Below are 17,389 nucleotides of genomic sequence, written 5' to 3'. Positions count from 1 at the left end.
ACGGTGGCCGGGCCCGTGCTATATGCCCTGCACGGTTCGCCGCAAGCCCCTGGCCAGCAGCATCAGGATGACGCTTGCCGCAAGCGACAGCGCAATCATCAGCGTGAAGAAGCGCTCACTGCCGATGCGCTCGTAGTAGCTGCCCAGGTAACCGGCCATGTAGTTGCCGAAGAAGCTCGACAGCAGCCAGATGCCCATCATCATGGCGATGATCTTCCGTGGCGCGATCTTGCTGACAAAGGACAGCCCGATCGGGGACAGATAGATCTCGCCGACCGTGAAGAAGAACACGCAGGCAAACAGCCATAGCCAGTGCAGCTTCTGGCCGGCGGGCAGGCCCTGCATCAGTGCCAGCAGCAGCACGAAGCCCAGGCTCATGATCACGCAGCCCAGGCTCATCTTGACGATGCTGCCGGGTTCGCTGGCGCGGCGCGATTGCCATCCCCAGAAGCGGTTCAGGAACGGCGTCAGCACGAAGATCAGCAGGGGATTGAAGGACTGAAACCAGCTCGACGGCATTTCCCAGCCAAGGACATGCCAGTCGGCCTGCCGGTCCGCCAGCAGTTGCAGCGTATTGCCCTGCTGTTCATAGATGCCCCAGAAGATGACGGTCACGGTGCATACCGCGATGAGCGCAACCACGCGCCGCCATTCTTCGGCTGTGAGCCGTTCCGGCTTTGCTGCACCGGCATGGCTGCGCTGCGGGCGCGCTGGCAAGCTGGCGGGCGGCAGCTGATGCTGGCCGAAGTGGTACACCGCCAGCCCGATGCACATGCCGACGCCGGCCGCGCCGAAACCCCAGTGCCATCCCACCTTCTGGCCCAAGGTGCCGCAGACCAGCGGCGCGAGGAAGGCGCCCAGGTTCACGCCCATGTAGAAAATCATGTAGGCGCGGTCGCGCCGCATGTCGGTCGGGGCATAGAGATAGCCGACCTGGGTGGAGATATTGGGCTTGAAGAAGCCGTTGCCCACGATCAGGAACAGCAGCGCCAGCAGGAAGAAGCGCTCGCTGGCCATCAGGAAGTGGCCGATGCCCATCAACAGTGCGCCGTAATAGATTGATCTCTTCTGGCCGATGTACTGGTCGGCAAGCAGGCCACCGAACACCGGTGTCAGGTACACCAGCCCGGTGTAGAGGCCATAGATCTGGCTCGACAGCGCCTGATGGCTCAGGGGGCCGAACATGGCTTCGATACCGGATTTGAGCGTGGCAAAGCCTATCACTTCCGCACCCTGCTCGATTTGCGCAAGCAGGTGCTTGGTCATGTAGAGCACCAGCAGCGCCCGCATGCCGTAGTAAGAAAACCGCTCCCACATTTCGGTGAAGAACAGCACGAACAGGCCTTTGGGATGGCCGAAAAGGGTATCGGCGGTTGCCGGTGCTGCGGTAGCAGAGTGCTGCATGACATCTCCAATGAAACGAGAACGGCGATAGCTATGTAACGCGAGCAAACGGCTTTGCATCCGCAGGTATGCCTTGCGGTCTGTACTCCAGTACAACCGCGTTGCGCCACCTGCCAATGCACGGGCGGAACACGATCGCCTTTACTGCTTTCCAGTCCCGCCCTCAACTCACAGTTGCTGTATCTGAATTGCATCACGGTGCACGGCGTGCCGCATGCGTAAGGCGCGATTACTAAAGTACATGCAGCGCGGGCATTAGAACCACGGGCATCCGACCGATTTGTAACTTCAATAATCTCTGTCTGCCTTTATAGGAACCAGTCCTCTTTTGACGTGGCGGCCTCAAATATGAAGTGCAACACCTTTTCTTGTAAGGTGTGCCCATGCAGAAACCGACCATTTACCAGCAGCTTCAGCCTGAGGACCGAATTACCATTGCCACGATGAGACAGCGCGGCTTCAGTGTGCGGGCTATTGCCCGTACTCTGGAACGAGCGCCATCGACTATTGCTCGCGAGGTGGCTCGCAACACCAGTGCCGGGCAGAGCTATGGTTCCCACCATGCGCAATTGCGGGCGGTCGCTTGCCGGCGCAATGCTCGTGGCAGAGGCAAACTGGATGGGCAAACCGTGTGCTGGGGCGTGGTACGCACCATGCTCGGCTGGAAGTGGTCGCCGCAACAGATATCGGCTACCCTCAAGCGGGTCTTTCCTCACCAACGCGAGTTCCACGTGTCCCACGAAACGATCTATACCGCTATCTATGCCCATGCCCGGGGCGAACTGCGCCGCGAACTTATCGCCTGCCTGCGTCATGGCCACAGCACGCGCCTGCCACGCAGTCGCGGCACCGATCGCCGGGGGCAGATCCCGGACATGGTTAGCATCCACGTGCGCCCGCCGGAAGTCGAGGACCGCATCATGCCGGGCCACTGGGAAGGCGACCTCATCAAGGGCGCTGGCAACCAGTCCGCAGTCGGGGTGCTCGTTGAGCGCACAAGCCGTCTGGTGCTGCTGGCGCGCATGGAAGATGCGACTGCGGCCTCGGCATTGGCGGCCTTCACGGCCAAGCTCAATGCCATCAGTGCACCGCTGCGCCAGAGCCTGACCTATGACCAGGGAAAGGAAATGACTCGCCATGCCGACTTGGCGGCCAATACTGGCGTGCGCGTCTACTTCTGCGACCCGCATAGTCCCTGGCAGCGCGGTACTTGCGAGAACACCAACGGCCTGTTGCGCCAGTATCTGCCCAAGGGAACGGATCTGTCGGTCTATAGCCAGGAACAGCTCGATGCCATTGCTGACAGCGTCAATACGCGGCCACGCGCAACGCATAACTGGCTCTCGCCATTACAGGTTTATGCCGCCGCCTTGGCGAGTGCCCATCAACCTGATACGTCAATTCATTAACAGCCGTTGCACTTCAGACTTGAAACCGCCCGTTAATTAATATAGGGAATTTAACTTGATGCACCGATAAGAATGGAATGAAATAGGTGTTGGTGCATCACAATTTACAGTTCTCAATCATAGCAGCTGGTCGTGGCATTTTCTCTTGTGCCAACTGATATTTAAATCGAAATCCAGGAAAATAATGAATTCTTCGCCCGCTTCGATCCGAAATAATTTTTCGGTAAATACAAATAACCTTGCGCTTGATGCTCCGGAGGTCGATATGGACCGCGATTTGATCATGAGCAAAAAAACTCCACCGTTGCGAAAGCATCCATCTCAATATCGAAATTTTTATATAAAAGATTTTGAAAAATTATGCAGTGGTGCTGTCATGCCAACCGAGCGTCAATGTGATCGGCTTGTTGAATGGTGTATAGAAAACAATGAAAAAATGCCTTGGTATGGTGGCTGGAAAAAGGGCAGGCAATTTCTATAACAGTCGCGGAAAACCATCCCAACAGCATTCCTACACTCGCATATGTACTCTCCAGAAGTTCCATTATTTCGTGGATTGATCTTCAGAATCTGAAATTTACGGATGAATTGGCAAAAAAGCTTGGTGATGCGTTGAAAGAAAGGCCCAAACTAGCAACTATCGGATTATGCAGGATTGAATTTGACTCAAACGTCTTGGGATATTTAGTAGAGGCGCTGAAATTACAAAATGGACTAAGAGAGCTGAAAATATGTGAAAGTAAATTGGCTGATCAGGACATGCGTAGCTTGATATATGCGTTACCAGATCATAAAGAACTAAAATTGGACCTCCGTAATAATGAATTGGAGCCCGTAAATATTCAGGATCTTTTTTCGGCGTTGCAAGAAAAGGATAATGTCCGGCACTTAGCTTTCTGTGAGGAGGAGATTAATCAGAAAAGCATGCGGGCTATTGGTGATTATCTCAAAAAATGTTCAAACCTGAAAAACCTGATTTTTTATAAAAATAAATGTGCGCCTGAAGGCTGGCGTATTTTTGCGGATGCATTGACAGAAAATTGCAGCATGAGCGACGTGACTTGTGACTACAATAAATTTGGTTCCGACCTGGGGGCTGGTTTAAAAAATATTTTGAAGAATAATCGAACTATTTTAAAATTCCATTTCGTCGATAATGGTTTGGGGCCGAAGGATCTTGTGGAAATTTTCAGTGGACTTAAGGAAAACAGTCAATTGAAGAAAATTTACTTGTCCTACAGTAAATTTAATAAGGAGGCTGCACTCGCTCTTGTAAGCGTTTTGCAAAAAAACACAAGTTTGCACTACCTGTGTCTTTGTCACAGCGTCTTTGAATCCCCCGAGGTGGGAGAAATGTTGTGCAATGCCATGAGTGGCAACACAACAATCAAGGAGTTGTCTTTTTATGGCAGTGATTTAAGCCCAGAGCATCAGACGAGAATTGAAGACTTATACACGCGCAACCGCGCAGCCAAGCGTTCGATGGAGGAAGCTGCCTTCGTGTACAGTCGTATCCAGCCTTCCGTGGCGTTCCCGACAGAACTCGGCGCGTTGCTGGCCAACCATGTGTTAATGCTTTCCCGCAGCGAGACCGAATATGAATCGGTAACGACCGACGTGGCGCTGTCAATCCGGGCGCTCGAAACTGGCACACAACATGGCCAACAGTCAGGCGGCGCTTCGGAAAGCAGGACGCAGAAAGTGCCGGAGGGCTGCGTTCTGGTATAGAAGGACAGGCCTGTCACTATCCGCGTGATGTACACCATTGAGCCAAATGGCCATCTTCCATACGGTCACACGATGAGAGACGGCCATTTCTTAATGCATTCCGATCACGCTCCAACTGCGTTGGCATAGTGCCGCGTAGCGTGGCTATACACGCCGCATAAGATTTGCCAGGCGACTGGGACATGCTTTGGGCAGGAGTTATTCAAAGCGGTTTTCCGCTGATCCCAAAATCATATCCATGCACTGCAACGACGATGACGTGGATCATGCACCTTATCAAGCGCCGCGCCTGTCTAGTCGCACCGCCTACATCTCGCCCACCGCAACAATGAGACATCCATGCAGCCTACTTCCAGTCGCTTACGCAGTGGCCTGCCTGCCTGGCTATTACGCGTGGAAGGTCCATTTTTCCAAGGTATCTGTTGACGTGCCAATGCTATCCGGCCTGGGCAAACATGCGTCCGCCTGTGCCGCGCATGCCTTTCAAGCACAGCGGAACATCACTTGAGTAAGGGTTACCCAACGCTGCTTTTTGCTGATTGCGCAAATGTTATTTGGACTGTGCCCTGCTGCGGCGTGGACAAGAGCGCAATTACGCACCCGTCATGTCTCTTCCTAGCGCTTCTATCCCGCTCATCTTGAAAAGGAAATTTTATGCAACCTGCTTTTTCGCGCTCTCTTGGCCACGGTCAGCCTGGTTCAAGCTACGTAGGTGTAGTAAACAATGGCCCGCAAACGACGGTCGAACGGACCAGTGCTCCTGAACTGTCAAAGCCATGCCCAAGCTGTCCCAACAACATCAGCCATCAGGTATTCCAGAACTTTATCGAACAGGGCAAGGTGCCGGACGATCTGGCAGACGTCGTAAAACTCGGCATCTGGTGCATGCGCAACGGCGAACCCAAGGCATTGGCCCATCTGTTCGAGCATGGTCATATCAGCACAGCAAGCTTCAAGTTTGGACAGTGGAGCGATGCGGAAATCGGCGTGGTCATCGATGCGCTTCGCACCACGGTTTGCCTCACCAGGGTCAGTCTGGCTGGGAACAAGCTATCCTCGGCAAACATCGGGGAGTTGTGTGATGCATTGCAGTCCGGCATCGGGCTCAATTCCCTTGACCTAGACTACAACCACCTTGGCGAAGAAGCCGTAGCAACCCTCTCCAGCATGCTGGCTGCCAACACGAGCCTGACCGAACTTGATCTATCGAGTTGCGACCTCGACGGCGCAAGTGGCGTTATGCTGGGGCACGCCTTGAGCACCAACAGCACGTTGACCGCACTGAACCTGTTCTGCAATTCTTTGGGTACGGGCGGCGCGCAGGAAATATTGCTTGCCTTGAAGACCAACAAGGCGTTGCTTACCTTGAATCTCAGCGGCAATCAAATTGACCACGACATTGCGGAAACGATAAGCCAGTTGCTTAAGCAAAACAGCACGCTGACAGCACTTCACCTGACCAGCAACAAGATCGGCATGACGGACAAGTTTCGTCGCTCCCGAACAGTCGAGCACATAGTTGACGGATTCCAGTGCAATCCTGTGCTGCTACATCTGAGTCTTATGAATAACAACCTAGACTAGTTCATCGAACCCTCAATACCTTACCTGTTGGGCGGGCGGCTCGATGACCTCCAGCAGAGAAACCGTACGCTGGCTTCTCTTTCGATGCAGGACGGTGAGATGTTTGCGCAGTCATCTCTGCCGGTTGCTTTGCCCGCAGAAGTTGGACACGTGCTGTCCCGATACCTGATTCTCGTCTCCAAAAGTACGGAGCACTATGAGGACACCATCGTGGACGTGCATGCTGCACTTAATGCATGCGCCCGGGAAGCCGAAGCGGAGCGGGCAAGGCAAAATACGGCGCGTCGCCATAGGTTGCATGGGACGCTGGACTGGCATGCAGCCAGCTTCCCTGATTCGTCCAGTTCCGCGTATGCGCCGGGCTTGCCGTACGCGCCGATACCGGCGCCGTCGTTGCAGCAGCAGGGCACAGGCGATAATTCCTCTGCGGCGCAAAACGCAGCGAGCACCGCATCCGCGCCTGTCCCTGATTGCTGCAGGCTGGTTTGACTGGCAACCTTGCAGAGACCTGCTAGCCATCCTGTTCGAATGCTCGCGTCGTCTATCCAGCATGCGTAGTGACCATGCATGAATTGGCAGCCATAGCCGCCCGCTCATCCAGCCCATAAAAAAGCGCGCACCGGCCAAGCCTGATGCGCGCTGCATGAATCGTTGCCAGCCTAAGCCGGCAAGGTTTCACTCCACCGTCAACCCACCCCCCAGCGTGCGATACACATCCACCGCATTGGTCAGACGCAGCAGCCGGGTCTGCACCAGGTTCTGCTCGGCGGTGAACAGTTCGCGCTGCGCATCCAGCACATCGAGCGAACTCGATACGCCAGCCCGGAAGCGCTGGTCGGCCAGCTTCAGGCGGTCGGCCTGGGCTTCGCGCACCAGGCGCTGGGCTTCCACCTGCTCCTCCAGCGTGCCGCGGGCGACCAATGCGTCGGCCGCTTCGCGGAAGGCGGTCTGTATCGTGCGCTCGTAGTCGGTGACGGCGAGGTCGCGGCGCACGACGGCCAGATCCAGGTTGCCGCGGTTGCGGCCGGCATCGAAGATCGGCAGCGTCAGTTGCGGCGCGAACGACCACGACATCGTGCCCGAGTCGAACAGGCCCGACAGCGCGGTGCTGGCCGTGCCCAGCGCGGCGGTCAGCGAGATGCGCGGGAAGAAGGCCGCACGGGCCGCGCCGATGTTGGCATTGGCCGCCACCAGGCGCGACTCGGCGGCGCGGATGTCGGGCCGGTTGGCCAGCAGGTCCGACGGCAGGCCGGCCGGAATCGAGGTGACCACATTCTGCGACGACAGGTCGGCGCCGGCCGGCAGATTCTGCAGCGGCGCGCCCACCAGCAGGGTCAGCGCATTGCGGGCCTGGGCCTGCTGGCGCTGCAGCGTCAGCACAGATACCCGCGCCGACTGCACCAGGGTTTCCTGCAGCCGCAGATCCAGCGCGGACGAGGCGCCGACATCGAAGCGCTGTTTGGCCAGCTTGTAGCCTTCCTCGCGCGACTGCAGGGTGCGCTGCGCCAGCACCAGCTGCTCGCCGGCGCCGAGTTCGCTCAGGTAGGCCTTGGCGGTTTCGGCGATCAGGCTGATCTGGGCGGCGCGCTGGGCTTCCTCGGTAGCGAGGTAGGCGGCGAGCGCGGCTTCATTGAGGCTGCGCACCCGGCCGAAGAAGTCCAGCTCGAACGAGGCCAGGCTCAGGCCAACCTGGTACGCCGTGGTGTTGACGGCCCGGCCCACCGGCGACACATTGGCCGGCGTGCGGGTCCGGGTGCCGCTACCGACACCATTGAGGTTGGGCAGCAGGTCGGCCGACTGCACGTTGTACTGGGCGCGCGCTTCCTCGATGCGCAGCGCGGCGGTGCGCAGGTCGCGGTTGTTTTCCAATGCAGACGCAATCAGCGACTGCAGGCGCGCATCGGTGAAGAAGTCGCGCCAGCCGATGTCGACGGCGGCGCGCGCCGGCGTGAGGCCAGGCGCAGCCGCGGCATGCGGCGGAAAGGCTGGCGCCACCGGCGCTTGCGGCCGCACCAGTTCAGGCGTCAGCGAGCAGCCGGCCAGCACCGCCGCGGCAATGGCTGTAACAGCCAGGCGGGCAGGGGACGGGATCATAGTTGTTCCTCATGGGTATGGATGCGATGGGAGGCGTAGAACTCGCGCTGGCGCTTGCTGCCCTTGAACAGGCTGCGCACCACCACGAAGAACACCGGCACCAGGAAGACCGCCAGCACGGTGGCGGTGATCATGCCGCCCATCACGCCCGTGCCGATCGCGCGCTGGCTGGCCGAGCCGGCGCCGCTGGCGATCACCAGCGGCAGCACGCCCAGGATGAAGGCGAGCGAGGTCATGATGATGGGGCGGAAGCGCAGATGCACCGCTTCCAGCGTGGCGTCGATCAGGCTCATGCCTTCTGCCTGCAGGTCCTTGGCGAACTCGATGATCAGGATCGCGTTCTTGGCCGACAGGCCGATGATGGCGATCAGGCCGACCTTGAAGTAGACGTCGTTGGGCATGTCGCGCATGGTCGCACCCAGCAGCGCGCCCAGGAGGCCCAGCGGCACCACCAGGATCACCGCCAGCGGAATGCTGGTGCTTTCATACAGCGCGGCCAGCACCAGGAACACTGCCAGAAGCGACAGCGCAAACAGCGCCGGCGCCTGCGAGCCGGAGGTCTTTTCCTCCAGCGACTGGCCGGTCCATTCGTAGCCGAAGCCGGTCGGCAGCTGCGATGCCAGGCGCTCCATCTCGGCCAGCGCATCGCCGGTGCTGCGGCCGGGCGCGGCATTGCCGGCCAGCTTCATTGCCGGATAGCCGTTGTAGCGGTTCAGCTGCACCGGGCCGGTGTTCCAGGAGGTGCTGGAGAAGGCCGAGAACGGCACCATGTCGCCGGCGCTGTTCTTGGCATACAGCTGGCCGATGTCTTCCGGCTGCAGGCGATCCTCGGCATCGGCCTGGACGATTACCCGCTGCAGGCGGCCTGCGTTCGGGAAGTCGTTGATGTAGGACGAGCCGAAGGCGGTGGTCAGCGTGGCATTGATGTCGGCGAACGACACGCCCAGCGCATTGGCCTTGTCGCGGTCGACATTGACCCGCAGCTGCGGCGTGTCTTCCAGGCCTTCCGGACGCACGCCGGCCAGCACCTTGCTCTGCGCCGCCATGCCCAGCAGCTGGTTGCGCGCCGCCAGCAGCGCGTCGTGGCCGAGGCCGGCGCGGTCCTGCAGGCGGAAGGTGAAGCCGGTCGCGTTGCCCAGTTCGGGAATCGGCGGCGGGTTGACCGGGAAGATGATCGCGTCCTTGATCTGCGACAGCGCGCCGAAGGCGCGGCCGACGAAGGCATTGACCGAATGTTCCTCGCCCTTGCGCTCGTCCCAGTGCTTCAGCGGGGTGAAGGCAAGGCCCGCATTCTGGCCGCTGCCGGAGAACGAGAAGCCGCGCACCGCGACGATATGGGCCAGGTCCTTCTGCTTCATGTAGTAGTTCTCGACCTGCTCGATCACCTGCTCGGTGCGGGCGGCGGAGGCGCCCGGCGGCAGCTGGATGTTGGTGACCGCATAGCCCTGGTCCTCGGCCGGCAGGAAGGAAGTCGGCAGGCGCGCATAGAGCAGGCCGACGCACAGCAGGATCGCGCCATACACCAGCATGTAGCGGCCGGCCTTGGTCAGCATGCGGCGGACAAAGCCCTGGTAGCGGGTGGCGGTGCGGCCGAAGCCGCGGTTGAACCAGCCGAAGAAGCCGCGCTTCTCGACATGATGGCCTTTCTCCACCGGCTTCAGGATAGTGGCGCACAGCGCCGGCGTGAGCGTCAGCGCAAGCAGTGCCGAGAACATCATCGACGACACCATGGACACCGTGAACTGGCGGTAGATCGCGCCGACCGCGCCGCCGAAGAAGGCCATCGGGATGAACACCGCCACCAGCACCAGCGTGATGCCGATGATGGCGCCGGTGATCTGGCTCATGGCCTTGCGGGTGGCGTCGCGCGGCGACAGGCCTTCCTCGCTCATGATGCGCTCGACGTTCTCCACCACCACGATGGCGTCGTCGACCAGGATGCCGATCGCCAGCACCATGCCGAACATGGTCAGCACGTTGATGGAATAGCCGAAGGCGGCCATGGTGGCGAAGGTGCCCAAGAGCGCCACCGGCACCACGATGGTGGGGATCAGGGTGTAGCGGAAGTTCTGCAGGAACAGGTACATCACCAGGAACACCAGGATCACCGCCTCGACCAGGGTCTTGACCACTTCCTCGATCGAGATCTTGACGAAGGTCGAGGTGTCGTAGGGGATTTCATAGATCACGCCCTGCGGGAAGAACTTCGACAGCTCGGCCATCTTGGCTTTCACGAGGTCAGCGGTCTGCAGCGCGTTGGCCGTTGGCGACAGCTGCACGCCGATGGCGGCGGTGGGCTTGCCGTCGAGGCGGGCGGCGGTGGCATAGGCCTGGCCGCCGATCTCGATGGTGGCGACATCGCGCAGGCGCACGGTGGAGCCGTCCGGATTGGCGCGCAGCACGATCTGGCCGAACTGCTCGGGCGAGGTCAGCTGGCCGCTGACCACCACCTGCGCGGCGATCTGCTGCCGGTTGGGCGCGGGCAGGTCGCCCAGGGTGCCCGAGGCCACCTGCGCGTTCTGGGCGCGGATCGCATTGGAGACGTCGGCGGTGCTCAGCTTGTAGCCAACCAGCTTGGCCGGGTCGATCCAGATGCGCATTGCGCGCTCGGTGCCGAACAGCTGGGCCTGGCCCACGCCCGGCACGCGCCGGATTTCATTCAATACATTGCGCGACAGGTAGTCGCCCAGCGCGATCGGATCGAGCCGGCCGTCGGTGGAGGCCAGCGTGGTGAACAGCAGGAAGTTGGCGCGCGACTTGGTCACCTGCACGCCCTGCTGCTTCACCGACTCCGGCAGGCGCGGCTCGACCCGCTTCATGCGGTTCTGCACGTCCACCGCAGCCAGGTCCGGATTGGTGCCGGGCAGGAAGGTAGCGGTGACCTGGGTCTGGCCGTTGGACTGGCTCTGCGACTCGATGTACTGCAGGCCGTCGGCGCCATTCAGTTCCTGTTCGATCAGGCTGGTGACGCTTTCGTCCAGCGTCGCGGCGGAAGCGCCCGGATAGGTGGCGGTAATGACGATCTGCGGCGGCGCGATCGTCGGGTACTGGGAGATCGGCAGCGTGCGCATCGACAGCAGACCTGCCAGCATGATGAACAGCGCGATCACCCAGGCAAAGACCGGGCGGTCAATAAAAAACTTGGCCATGTGATGGCTTCCTTATTTCTGATTGGCGGCGGCTGCCGGGCCGGCAGGCGCGGCAGGGGCGGCGCCGGCGGCGGCAACCGGCGTGCCGGCCACACCGGCCGGCTTCCAGGGCACGCCCTTGGCCGGCGCGCCGGGCTTGACCTTCTGCAGGCCTTCGACGATGACGACATCGCCTTCCTTCAGGCCGTCGGTGACGATCCACTTGTCGCCCTGCACGCTGCCGGTCTTGATCGGGCGCGGCGCAACCTTGCCGTCGGCGATGGTCATCACCGAGGCGCCGTTGTTGTCGCGCTGGACCGCCTGCTGTGGCACCGTGATGGCCGACTCGGCCACCGCCTGCTCCAGCCTCGCCCGCACATACATGCCGGGCAGCAGGAAGCGTTCCGGATTGGGCACGATGGCGCGCAGCGTGATGGCGCCCGAACTCTGGTCCACCGCCAGGTCGGAGAACAGCAGCTTGCCGCTGCGCGGATAGGGCGTGCCGTCCTCCATCACCAGCGACACGCTGGCTTCGTCCTTGCCCACCGTCTTGAGCTTGCCGGCGGCAAGCGCCTGGCGCAGCCGCATCAGTTCGCTGGACGACTGGGTCAGGTTGACGTAGATCGGGTCGAGCTGCTGGATGGTGGCCAGCGGCGTGGCTTCGCCCTGGCCGACCAGCGCGCCTTCCGTGACCTGGGCGCGGCCGATGCGCCCGGAAATCGGCGCGGTGACGGTGGCATAGCCGAGGTTGAGGCTGGCGGTCTGCTGGGTGGCGCGGGCCGCTTCCAGGTCGGCCTGGGCCTGCTTCTGCGCGGCCAGCGCGTCGTCGTATTCCTGGCGGCTGATCGCATTGGTTTCCACCAGCGGCCGGTAGCGCTGCACCTTCAGGTTGGCCTGCGCCAGGTTGGCCTCGACACGGGAGCGTGCGGCCTGGGCGTTGGCCAGCGAAGCCTGCAGCGAAGCCGGATCGATGCGGAACAGCACCTCGCCTGCCTTGACGTCGCTGCCTTCGGTGAACAGGCGCTTCTGCACGATGCCGGGCACCCGGGCCCGGACCTGGGCGGTGCGGGTGGCTTCCAGCCGGCCCGGCAATTCATTGGTGATGGCGATGCGCTCGGCGGCGACGGTAACGACCGACACCTCGGGCGGCGGCATGGCCGCCGGCTGGGCCTGGGCATCGGCCTTCTTGTCGCCGCAGGCGCCAAGCGCCAGCAGCGCCAGGGAGGCGGCTGCCCAGGAGGAACGTTGGAAAGCTGTCATGGAAATCTCACACAAAAAGACCGCGCTGGCACACGGCGGGTTGTCATTGGAAACAGTGGATAGGGAATTCGGGTAACGGTGCGATGAACAGTGCTCGGTAACGAAAACCGTCAATGTGGCCGTCAAAGTCTGCTAGTATATATACATTCATGAATGTATGTATGACGCGCCGATGAAGTTTTTTGTTTTGCAATAGAAACTCATCAATAGTGCGTCTCCCACCGGACCATCATGGCCAGATCAACCAAGGAAGAAGCGCTGGAAACCCGCAACCGCATCCTCGATGCGGCCGAGGAAGTGTTCCATGCCAATGGCGTGTCGCGCACTTCGCTGGCGGACGTGGCACAGGCAGCCAGCGTCACCCGCGGCGCGATCTACTGGCATTTCAAGAACAAGGGCGACCTGTTCGACGCGATGTGCGAGCGGGTACGCCTGCCTATGGAGGAAATGGCGGCGGCCGGCCTCGACAACCGCGAAGAAGACCCGCTGGGGCAGTTGCGCAAGACCATCCTGTTCGTACTCAACGACGTGCGCCACAACCCGCATTCGCGCAAGGTGCTGGGCATCGTGTTTCACAAATGCGAATTCGTGGAAGCCGCCGGCCCCATCGTCGAGCGCCAGCAGGATGTGTTCCTCAAGGGACGCAGCGACCTGCGGCGCATCCTCGACAATGCGGTCGCCAGGGCACAGCTTCCCGCCGACCTCGACACCGAACTGGCCAGCATCATGATGCAGGCGCAGATCGACGGTCTGATCAATATCAGTCTTTTCACGCCGGACAGCGCCGACTTCGATGCCCATGCCGAACCCATGGTGGATGCGGCCATCGAGATGCTGCGCTGCGCGCCCTCGCTGCGCGCAAGCCGCAACCCGTAGCGCCTGCAGCAGTGCGGCCATGCCTGCTGCCGCCATCACGCCATTCTCCTTCTTTCCCTGTACTGCATTGCCTGGCCGGTGACATGCCGGCGCGCGCGGTTCGATACAGCCGCTTGAGCCTTCCCAAGGCGGTACCGGCGGCCAGGCCTTACTGTCGCTTTCCTTCATCGACCCCGAAGCAGGAAAGGCCGCCATGCATCAAGCAACCACGTTTTATTCCGATGGGCTGGACACCGTAGCCGAGTTTCTCGCCTGTTCCAGGCCCGCCGCCGACGGCATCGTCGCCGTCTACCACGATCAGCCCCAGTGGGACCATGCGATGCGCCAGCTGACGCGCTGGAGCCGCGGCCACGGGCTGGTCAGCGGCGACGAAACGGCGCTGCGCATCAGCGTCGGTACGAGCACATGGAATGGTCTGTACGCTGCCGCGCTCAGCATGGGCCGTGCTGCCACGCCGGATGCGCTCGGCATGGCGGTACGAGGCGCTGGCGGCATGCTGGCCGAGCTTTCAGCCGTGCCCCTGATGGCCGATGCCTTGCAGCCTTGCGACATCCACCCCCATCTGCGCAGCGCCGATCTGGGCGCGGGGCATGAGGATGGTCCGTGGCTGCAACTGGCCTGGCAGCCGCTGCAGAGGCTGTTGCTGCGCGACCGCCTGCTGGAACAGGAGGTCAAACGGCCACGCCCGACTGTCGAGACCATGCCGCAGAGCTGCGCAAATCTGGACGCCGATACGCTGGCGCATGGCTTCGTGCTGCAGGCGCCAGGTCAGCCGCCGCAGCTCGTTTGCGCGCCCGGCTGGCAGGATCGCATTGCGCAAGAAGTGGGCCGTCACTTCAAGGCATCAGTGCTTCTGCTGTTCAGGCTGATATTCCATGACGCCGGCCGGGGCTGGGGCTGGGAGGCCGATTCGGCGCAGTGCCGTGGCTTGTCCATGTTGATGGCGCAGGCCGAAGATGCCGGGCTGACCGATTTCAATGGCATGAGCGAAACCTGCATGTTGCTGACCGATGCTATCGACAAGACAGCCGCTGGCGACGCTCTGGAAGGCGATCTGTCGGCTGCCGTGCTGCTGTCCCATGCGGTAAGTAAGCTGGCGGCAATGTGGCCGCAGGAGATGCTGCATCTACGCCATCCGTCGGCCCGCTTGATGGCCGGATGGATGGCGCAGGTAGGTGACAAGGCCCAGGTGGCGCCGGATGCGCTGCTGGGGCCGGGCGTGAGCATCGGCAGTGGCAGCGTGGTGGAAAGCGGCGCCATCATTCATGGCGGCGCCGAAGTCGGTGCCGGCGTGCTGATCCCCGAGGGCGTTGTGGTGGCTCCTGGCGCCCGGGTCACGGTCCTGGCGCTGGAAGGGGTATCGCTGCCGCCCGGTACCGTGCTGTGCGGCAGCGCGCGCCTGCAGCGCGGAATGCGCGTGGGCAGGCAGGTCACTCTGGGCTCGAACGTGGAGATTGGCACCGGCGTTCATCTGCCTGACGGCATCGTGGTGGCCGACCTGGCGCGGGTACGGCGGATTTACCTCGGGCGGGGCGTCGTGATGGCGCCGGGCACTCGGATCGAAGGCAGCCTGTCCATAGGCAGCCGCAGCCGCATCGGCAACCATGTGTGCTTCGGTGCCGACGTCGAGGTCGGTGCCGAAGCAGAGATAGGCAACGGGGTCTATCTGCCGCGCGGCATCATGGTTGCCCCCGGCGCCAGGATAAGCCGCTGCAGCATCGCCGCCAGCACCAGCATACCGCCCGGCACCGTGCTGCATGGCGACCTGACGCTGCGCCGGAACTGCGTGGTTGGCATCGGCGTGGTGTTCGGCTACGGCGTCGATGTCGGCCCGGACGTCATCATTCCATCCGGCGTCACGTTGATGGCAAATGCGCGCGTCGAGCGCCTGCAACTGAACGGATGCCAGCTGCCGCACCAGACCATAATCGGTGGCAACCTGACGCTGGGGCGTCAGTGCCGGGTCGGGCGCAGTGTCGTGTTCGAAGGAGACAACCGGATCGGTCCGGCGGTGCAACTGCCAGCCGGCATCCATGTCGCCAGAGGTGCGCGCATCAACTACCTGAGGCTGCACGCGCCGCTTCCGCTTCCGCTTCGCACCGTCCTTCATGGCAATCTCATCGTCGGTCCGACTGCACGGATCGGGCGCGGCGTGATTCTGGGCGCGGACGTCACCGTGCGTGCCGCGATCCCGGATGGCATCTCGGTCGCCAGCGGCGCGGTGGTGCGCAAGTGCGATGTGGCCGGCGCGCTGCTGGGATGGGATACCCGCATCGAAGGCGATCTGTACCTTGCAAGCGGTGTCGAGCTTGGCGACCATACCCGGTTCGAGCACGGCGTGCGCATCAAGACCGCCTGCCGGGTTCCGGATGGCCTGGTATTTCGCGCCGGCGCCCGGGTGCGCTTCTTCGAACTGGCGCCTGACGTGACGCTCCCGCCCGGCACCCGGATCGGCGGAAGCCTGCGCCTCGCGCAGGGCGTGCGGGTCGGGGCGGGCGTCGAGTTCGGGAGCGATGTGGAGGTTGGGCCGGGCGTACGCATACCGGATGGCGCACGCATCGCCGATCAGGGACGCATCACTCAGCTTGACATTGCGTCGGACGCGCATCTGCCGAATTGCTTTCATCTGCACGGCAATGCCGTCATCGGCGCCGGTGCCTGCATTGGCGACAACGTGATGCTGGGGCGGGACGTGGCGATCGGTCCGGGCATCACGCTGCCGCCTGGCGTGATCCTGTGCGATGGCGCTCGCCTGACCGACCTGCGCCTGGGCGAGGGCGTGGTGCTGCCAGCCGGAACGCGCATCGGCGGCAACCTGCTCGTGCGGCGTGGCGCTGTGCTGGGCAGCGATGTTGAATTCGGTGCCGACGTGGAAATCGGACCGCATCTGCGCCTGCCGGAAGGCCTGCAAGTGGCGCCAGGCACTTGCGTGCGTGCGCTCTGTATCGCAGGCAATGTCCGGATACCCCCTGGCACACGGATACATGGCGACCTGTCGATCTCGAGCGGCGTGGAACTCGGCCAGCAAGTCATACTCGGTGCCGACATACGGCTTGGGCCAGGGGTGTCTATTCCCAATGGCGCCATTATCAGCAATGGCGCCTGCATAGACCGTCTGCGTATCGCCGGCAATGTCACGCTGGGCCGCGAGGTGGTATTTACCGGCAATGCAGTGATCCAGACCAGCGCCTGCATCGGTGATGGCGTGCTGCTGGGGAAGAGTGTGGTGATCGGGCCGCGCGTGCGTTTGCCTTATGGCGTAGCAGTGGCCGACGGCGCCCGGGTGCGCCGCTTCTGCATTGGGCCACGCGCCACGCTGCCGGCGATGTTCATTGTCGAAGGCAACCTGTGCCTGGGCCAGGGCGTTGTGGTCGGCCATGGCGCGCGCTTTGGTGCCGGCGTGCAGGTGGCGCCAGGTGCAGTGATCGACGACTATGCGGACATACCAGCAGGCACGCGGGTGCCGGCGCCGATACGCGCTGCGGGCAGCGTTGCGGTCGCACCGCCGCCTGATGCCAGCCTGCCTGTCTGGCAGGCCTATATGGCGCAGCTGTCGCTGAACAGACAGCAGCAGACGGCCCCGGCCGAAGCACGCTCGCCTGAGCCGGAGATGGTCCAGACAGCGGTAAGCGCATTCCCGTCAGCCGATGCCGAACCGGCGCAGGCGCCTGACGGTTTGCCAGGACCGGTGTCCGCGCCTATCCCGATACCGGTCGCCGCAGCCGCCTATCCGGCGCCTGCGCCGGGCTTCCGGCCGCTCTCGCCATTTGGCTGAATCCGCAACGGATGCAGGCGTCATCAGCAGGCTGCATTGCCCCATTGTGCATGTTGGATTCGATAGCAGAACGGCCTGCAAACTGGCCTTACCGGCCGTCGCCGTTTTCCTGCCATTGCGCCAGACGCGCT

The 17,389-nt window shown here is 61.9% G+C and carries 10 protein-coding genes; 6 read left to right on the top strand and 4 right to left on the bottom strand.

Annotated elements, in window-relative coordinates; translation table 11 throughout:
- Nucleotides 1–18: 18 nt before the first annotated feature.
- Nucleotides 19–1,404: a peptide MFS transporter gene (locus tag KTQ42_RS10680; RefSeq protein WP_217345483.1), complete on the bottom strand. Its 1,386-nt coding sequence runs from the start codon at nucleotides 1,402–1,404 to the stop codon at nucleotides 19–21.
- Between the two features lie 383 nt (nucleotides 1,405–1,787).
- Here KTQ42_RS10680 and KTQ42_RS10675 point away from each other — a divergent pair, with 383 nt between their 5' ends.
- From KTQ42_RS10675 to KTQ42_RS10660, 4 genes are all read left to right on the top strand, one after another.
- A complete protein-coding gene (locus KTQ42_RS10675; RefSeq protein ID WP_217344525.1) occupies nucleotides 1,788–2,813 on the top strand; it encodes an IS30 family transposase in 1,026 nt (341 codons plus the stop codon).
- Nucleotides 2,814–2,997: 184 nt separating this feature from the next.
- Nucleotides 2,998–3,294 carry a hypothetical protein gene (locus KTQ42_RS10670; protein WP_217345482.1) on the top strand — a complete coding sequence of 99 codons (297 nt, stop codon included), beginning with the start codon at nucleotides 2,998–3,000 and terminating at the stop codon, nucleotides 3,292–3,294.
- Nucleotides 3,255–4,541 (top strand): hypothetical protein, encoded by a 1,287-nt coding sequence (locus KTQ42_RS10665; protein WP_217345481.1) that lies wholly within the window; start codon nucleotides 3,255–3,257, stop codon nucleotides 4,539–4,541. Before KTQ42_RS10670 ends, KTQ42_RS10665 begins: the two co-directional genes overlap by 40 nt.
- A gap of 654 nt (nucleotides 4,542–5,195) precedes the next feature.
- Complete coding sequence (locus KTQ42_RS10660; protein ID WP_217345480.1) at nucleotides 5,196–6,125, top strand: hypothetical protein; 930 nt, start codon at nucleotides 5,196–5,198, stop codon at nucleotides 6,123–6,125.
- 675 nt (nucleotides 6,126–6,800) lie between these two features.
- Here KTQ42_RS10660 and KTQ42_RS10655 read toward each other — a convergent pair.
- Genes KTQ42_RS10655 through KTQ42_RS10645 form a run of 3 tightly spaced genes read right to left on the bottom strand, consistent with a single transcriptional unit; the run spans nucleotide 6,801 to nucleotide 12,607 of the window.
- Nucleotides 6,801–8,219, bottom strand: coding sequence for an efflux transporter outer membrane subunit (locus KTQ42_RS10655; protein ID WP_217345479.1), 1,419 nt, complete (start codon nucleotides 8,217–8,219; stop codon nucleotides 6,801–6,803).
- On the bottom strand, nucleotides 8,216–11,368 hold the full coding sequence (locus tag KTQ42_RS10650) for an efflux RND transporter permease subunit (RefSeq protein WP_217345478.1): 3,153 nt from the start codon (nucleotides 11,366–11,368) through the stop codon (nucleotides 8,216–8,218). The genes KTQ42_RS10655 and KTQ42_RS10650 overlap by 4 nt, the downstream gene beginning before the upstream one ends.
- Before the next feature lie 12 nt (nucleotides 11,369–11,380).
- Nucleotides 11,381–12,607 carry an efflux RND transporter periplasmic adaptor subunit gene (locus KTQ42_RS10645; RefSeq protein WP_217345477.1) on the bottom strand — a complete coding sequence of 409 codons (1,227 nt, stop codon included), beginning with the start codon at nucleotides 12,605–12,607 and terminating at the stop codon, nucleotides 11,381–11,383.
- Between the two features lie 231 nt (nucleotides 12,608–12,838).
- Between KTQ42_RS10645 and KTQ42_RS10640 the strand changes: the two genes are divergently transcribed.
- Both KTQ42_RS10640 and KTQ42_RS10635 read left to right on the top strand, forming a co-directional pair.
- Nucleotides 12,839–13,483 (top strand): TetR family transcriptional regulator, encoded by a 645-nt coding sequence (locus KTQ42_RS10640; RefSeq protein WP_217345476.1) that lies wholly within the window; start codon nucleotides 12,839–12,841, stop codon nucleotides 13,481–13,483.
- Between the two features lie 193 nt (nucleotides 13,484–13,676).
- On the top strand, nucleotides 13,677–17,258 hold the full coding sequence (locus KTQ42_RS10635; RefSeq protein WP_217345475.1) for a hypothetical protein: 3,582 nt from the start codon (nucleotides 13,677–13,679) through the stop codon (nucleotides 17,256–17,258).
- Nucleotides 17,259–17,389: the final 131 nt, after the last annotated feature.

The organism is Noviherbaspirillum sp. L7-7A (genome assembly GCF_019052805.1).
In the GTDB taxonomy this organism is placed as follows: Bacteria; Pseudomonadota; Gammaproteobacteria; order Burkholderiales; family Burkholderiaceae_D; genus Noviherbaspirillum_A.
The sequence above is the reverse complement of the archived record's forward strand: the minus strand, read 5'-3'. Positions and strand labels throughout refer to the sequence as shown.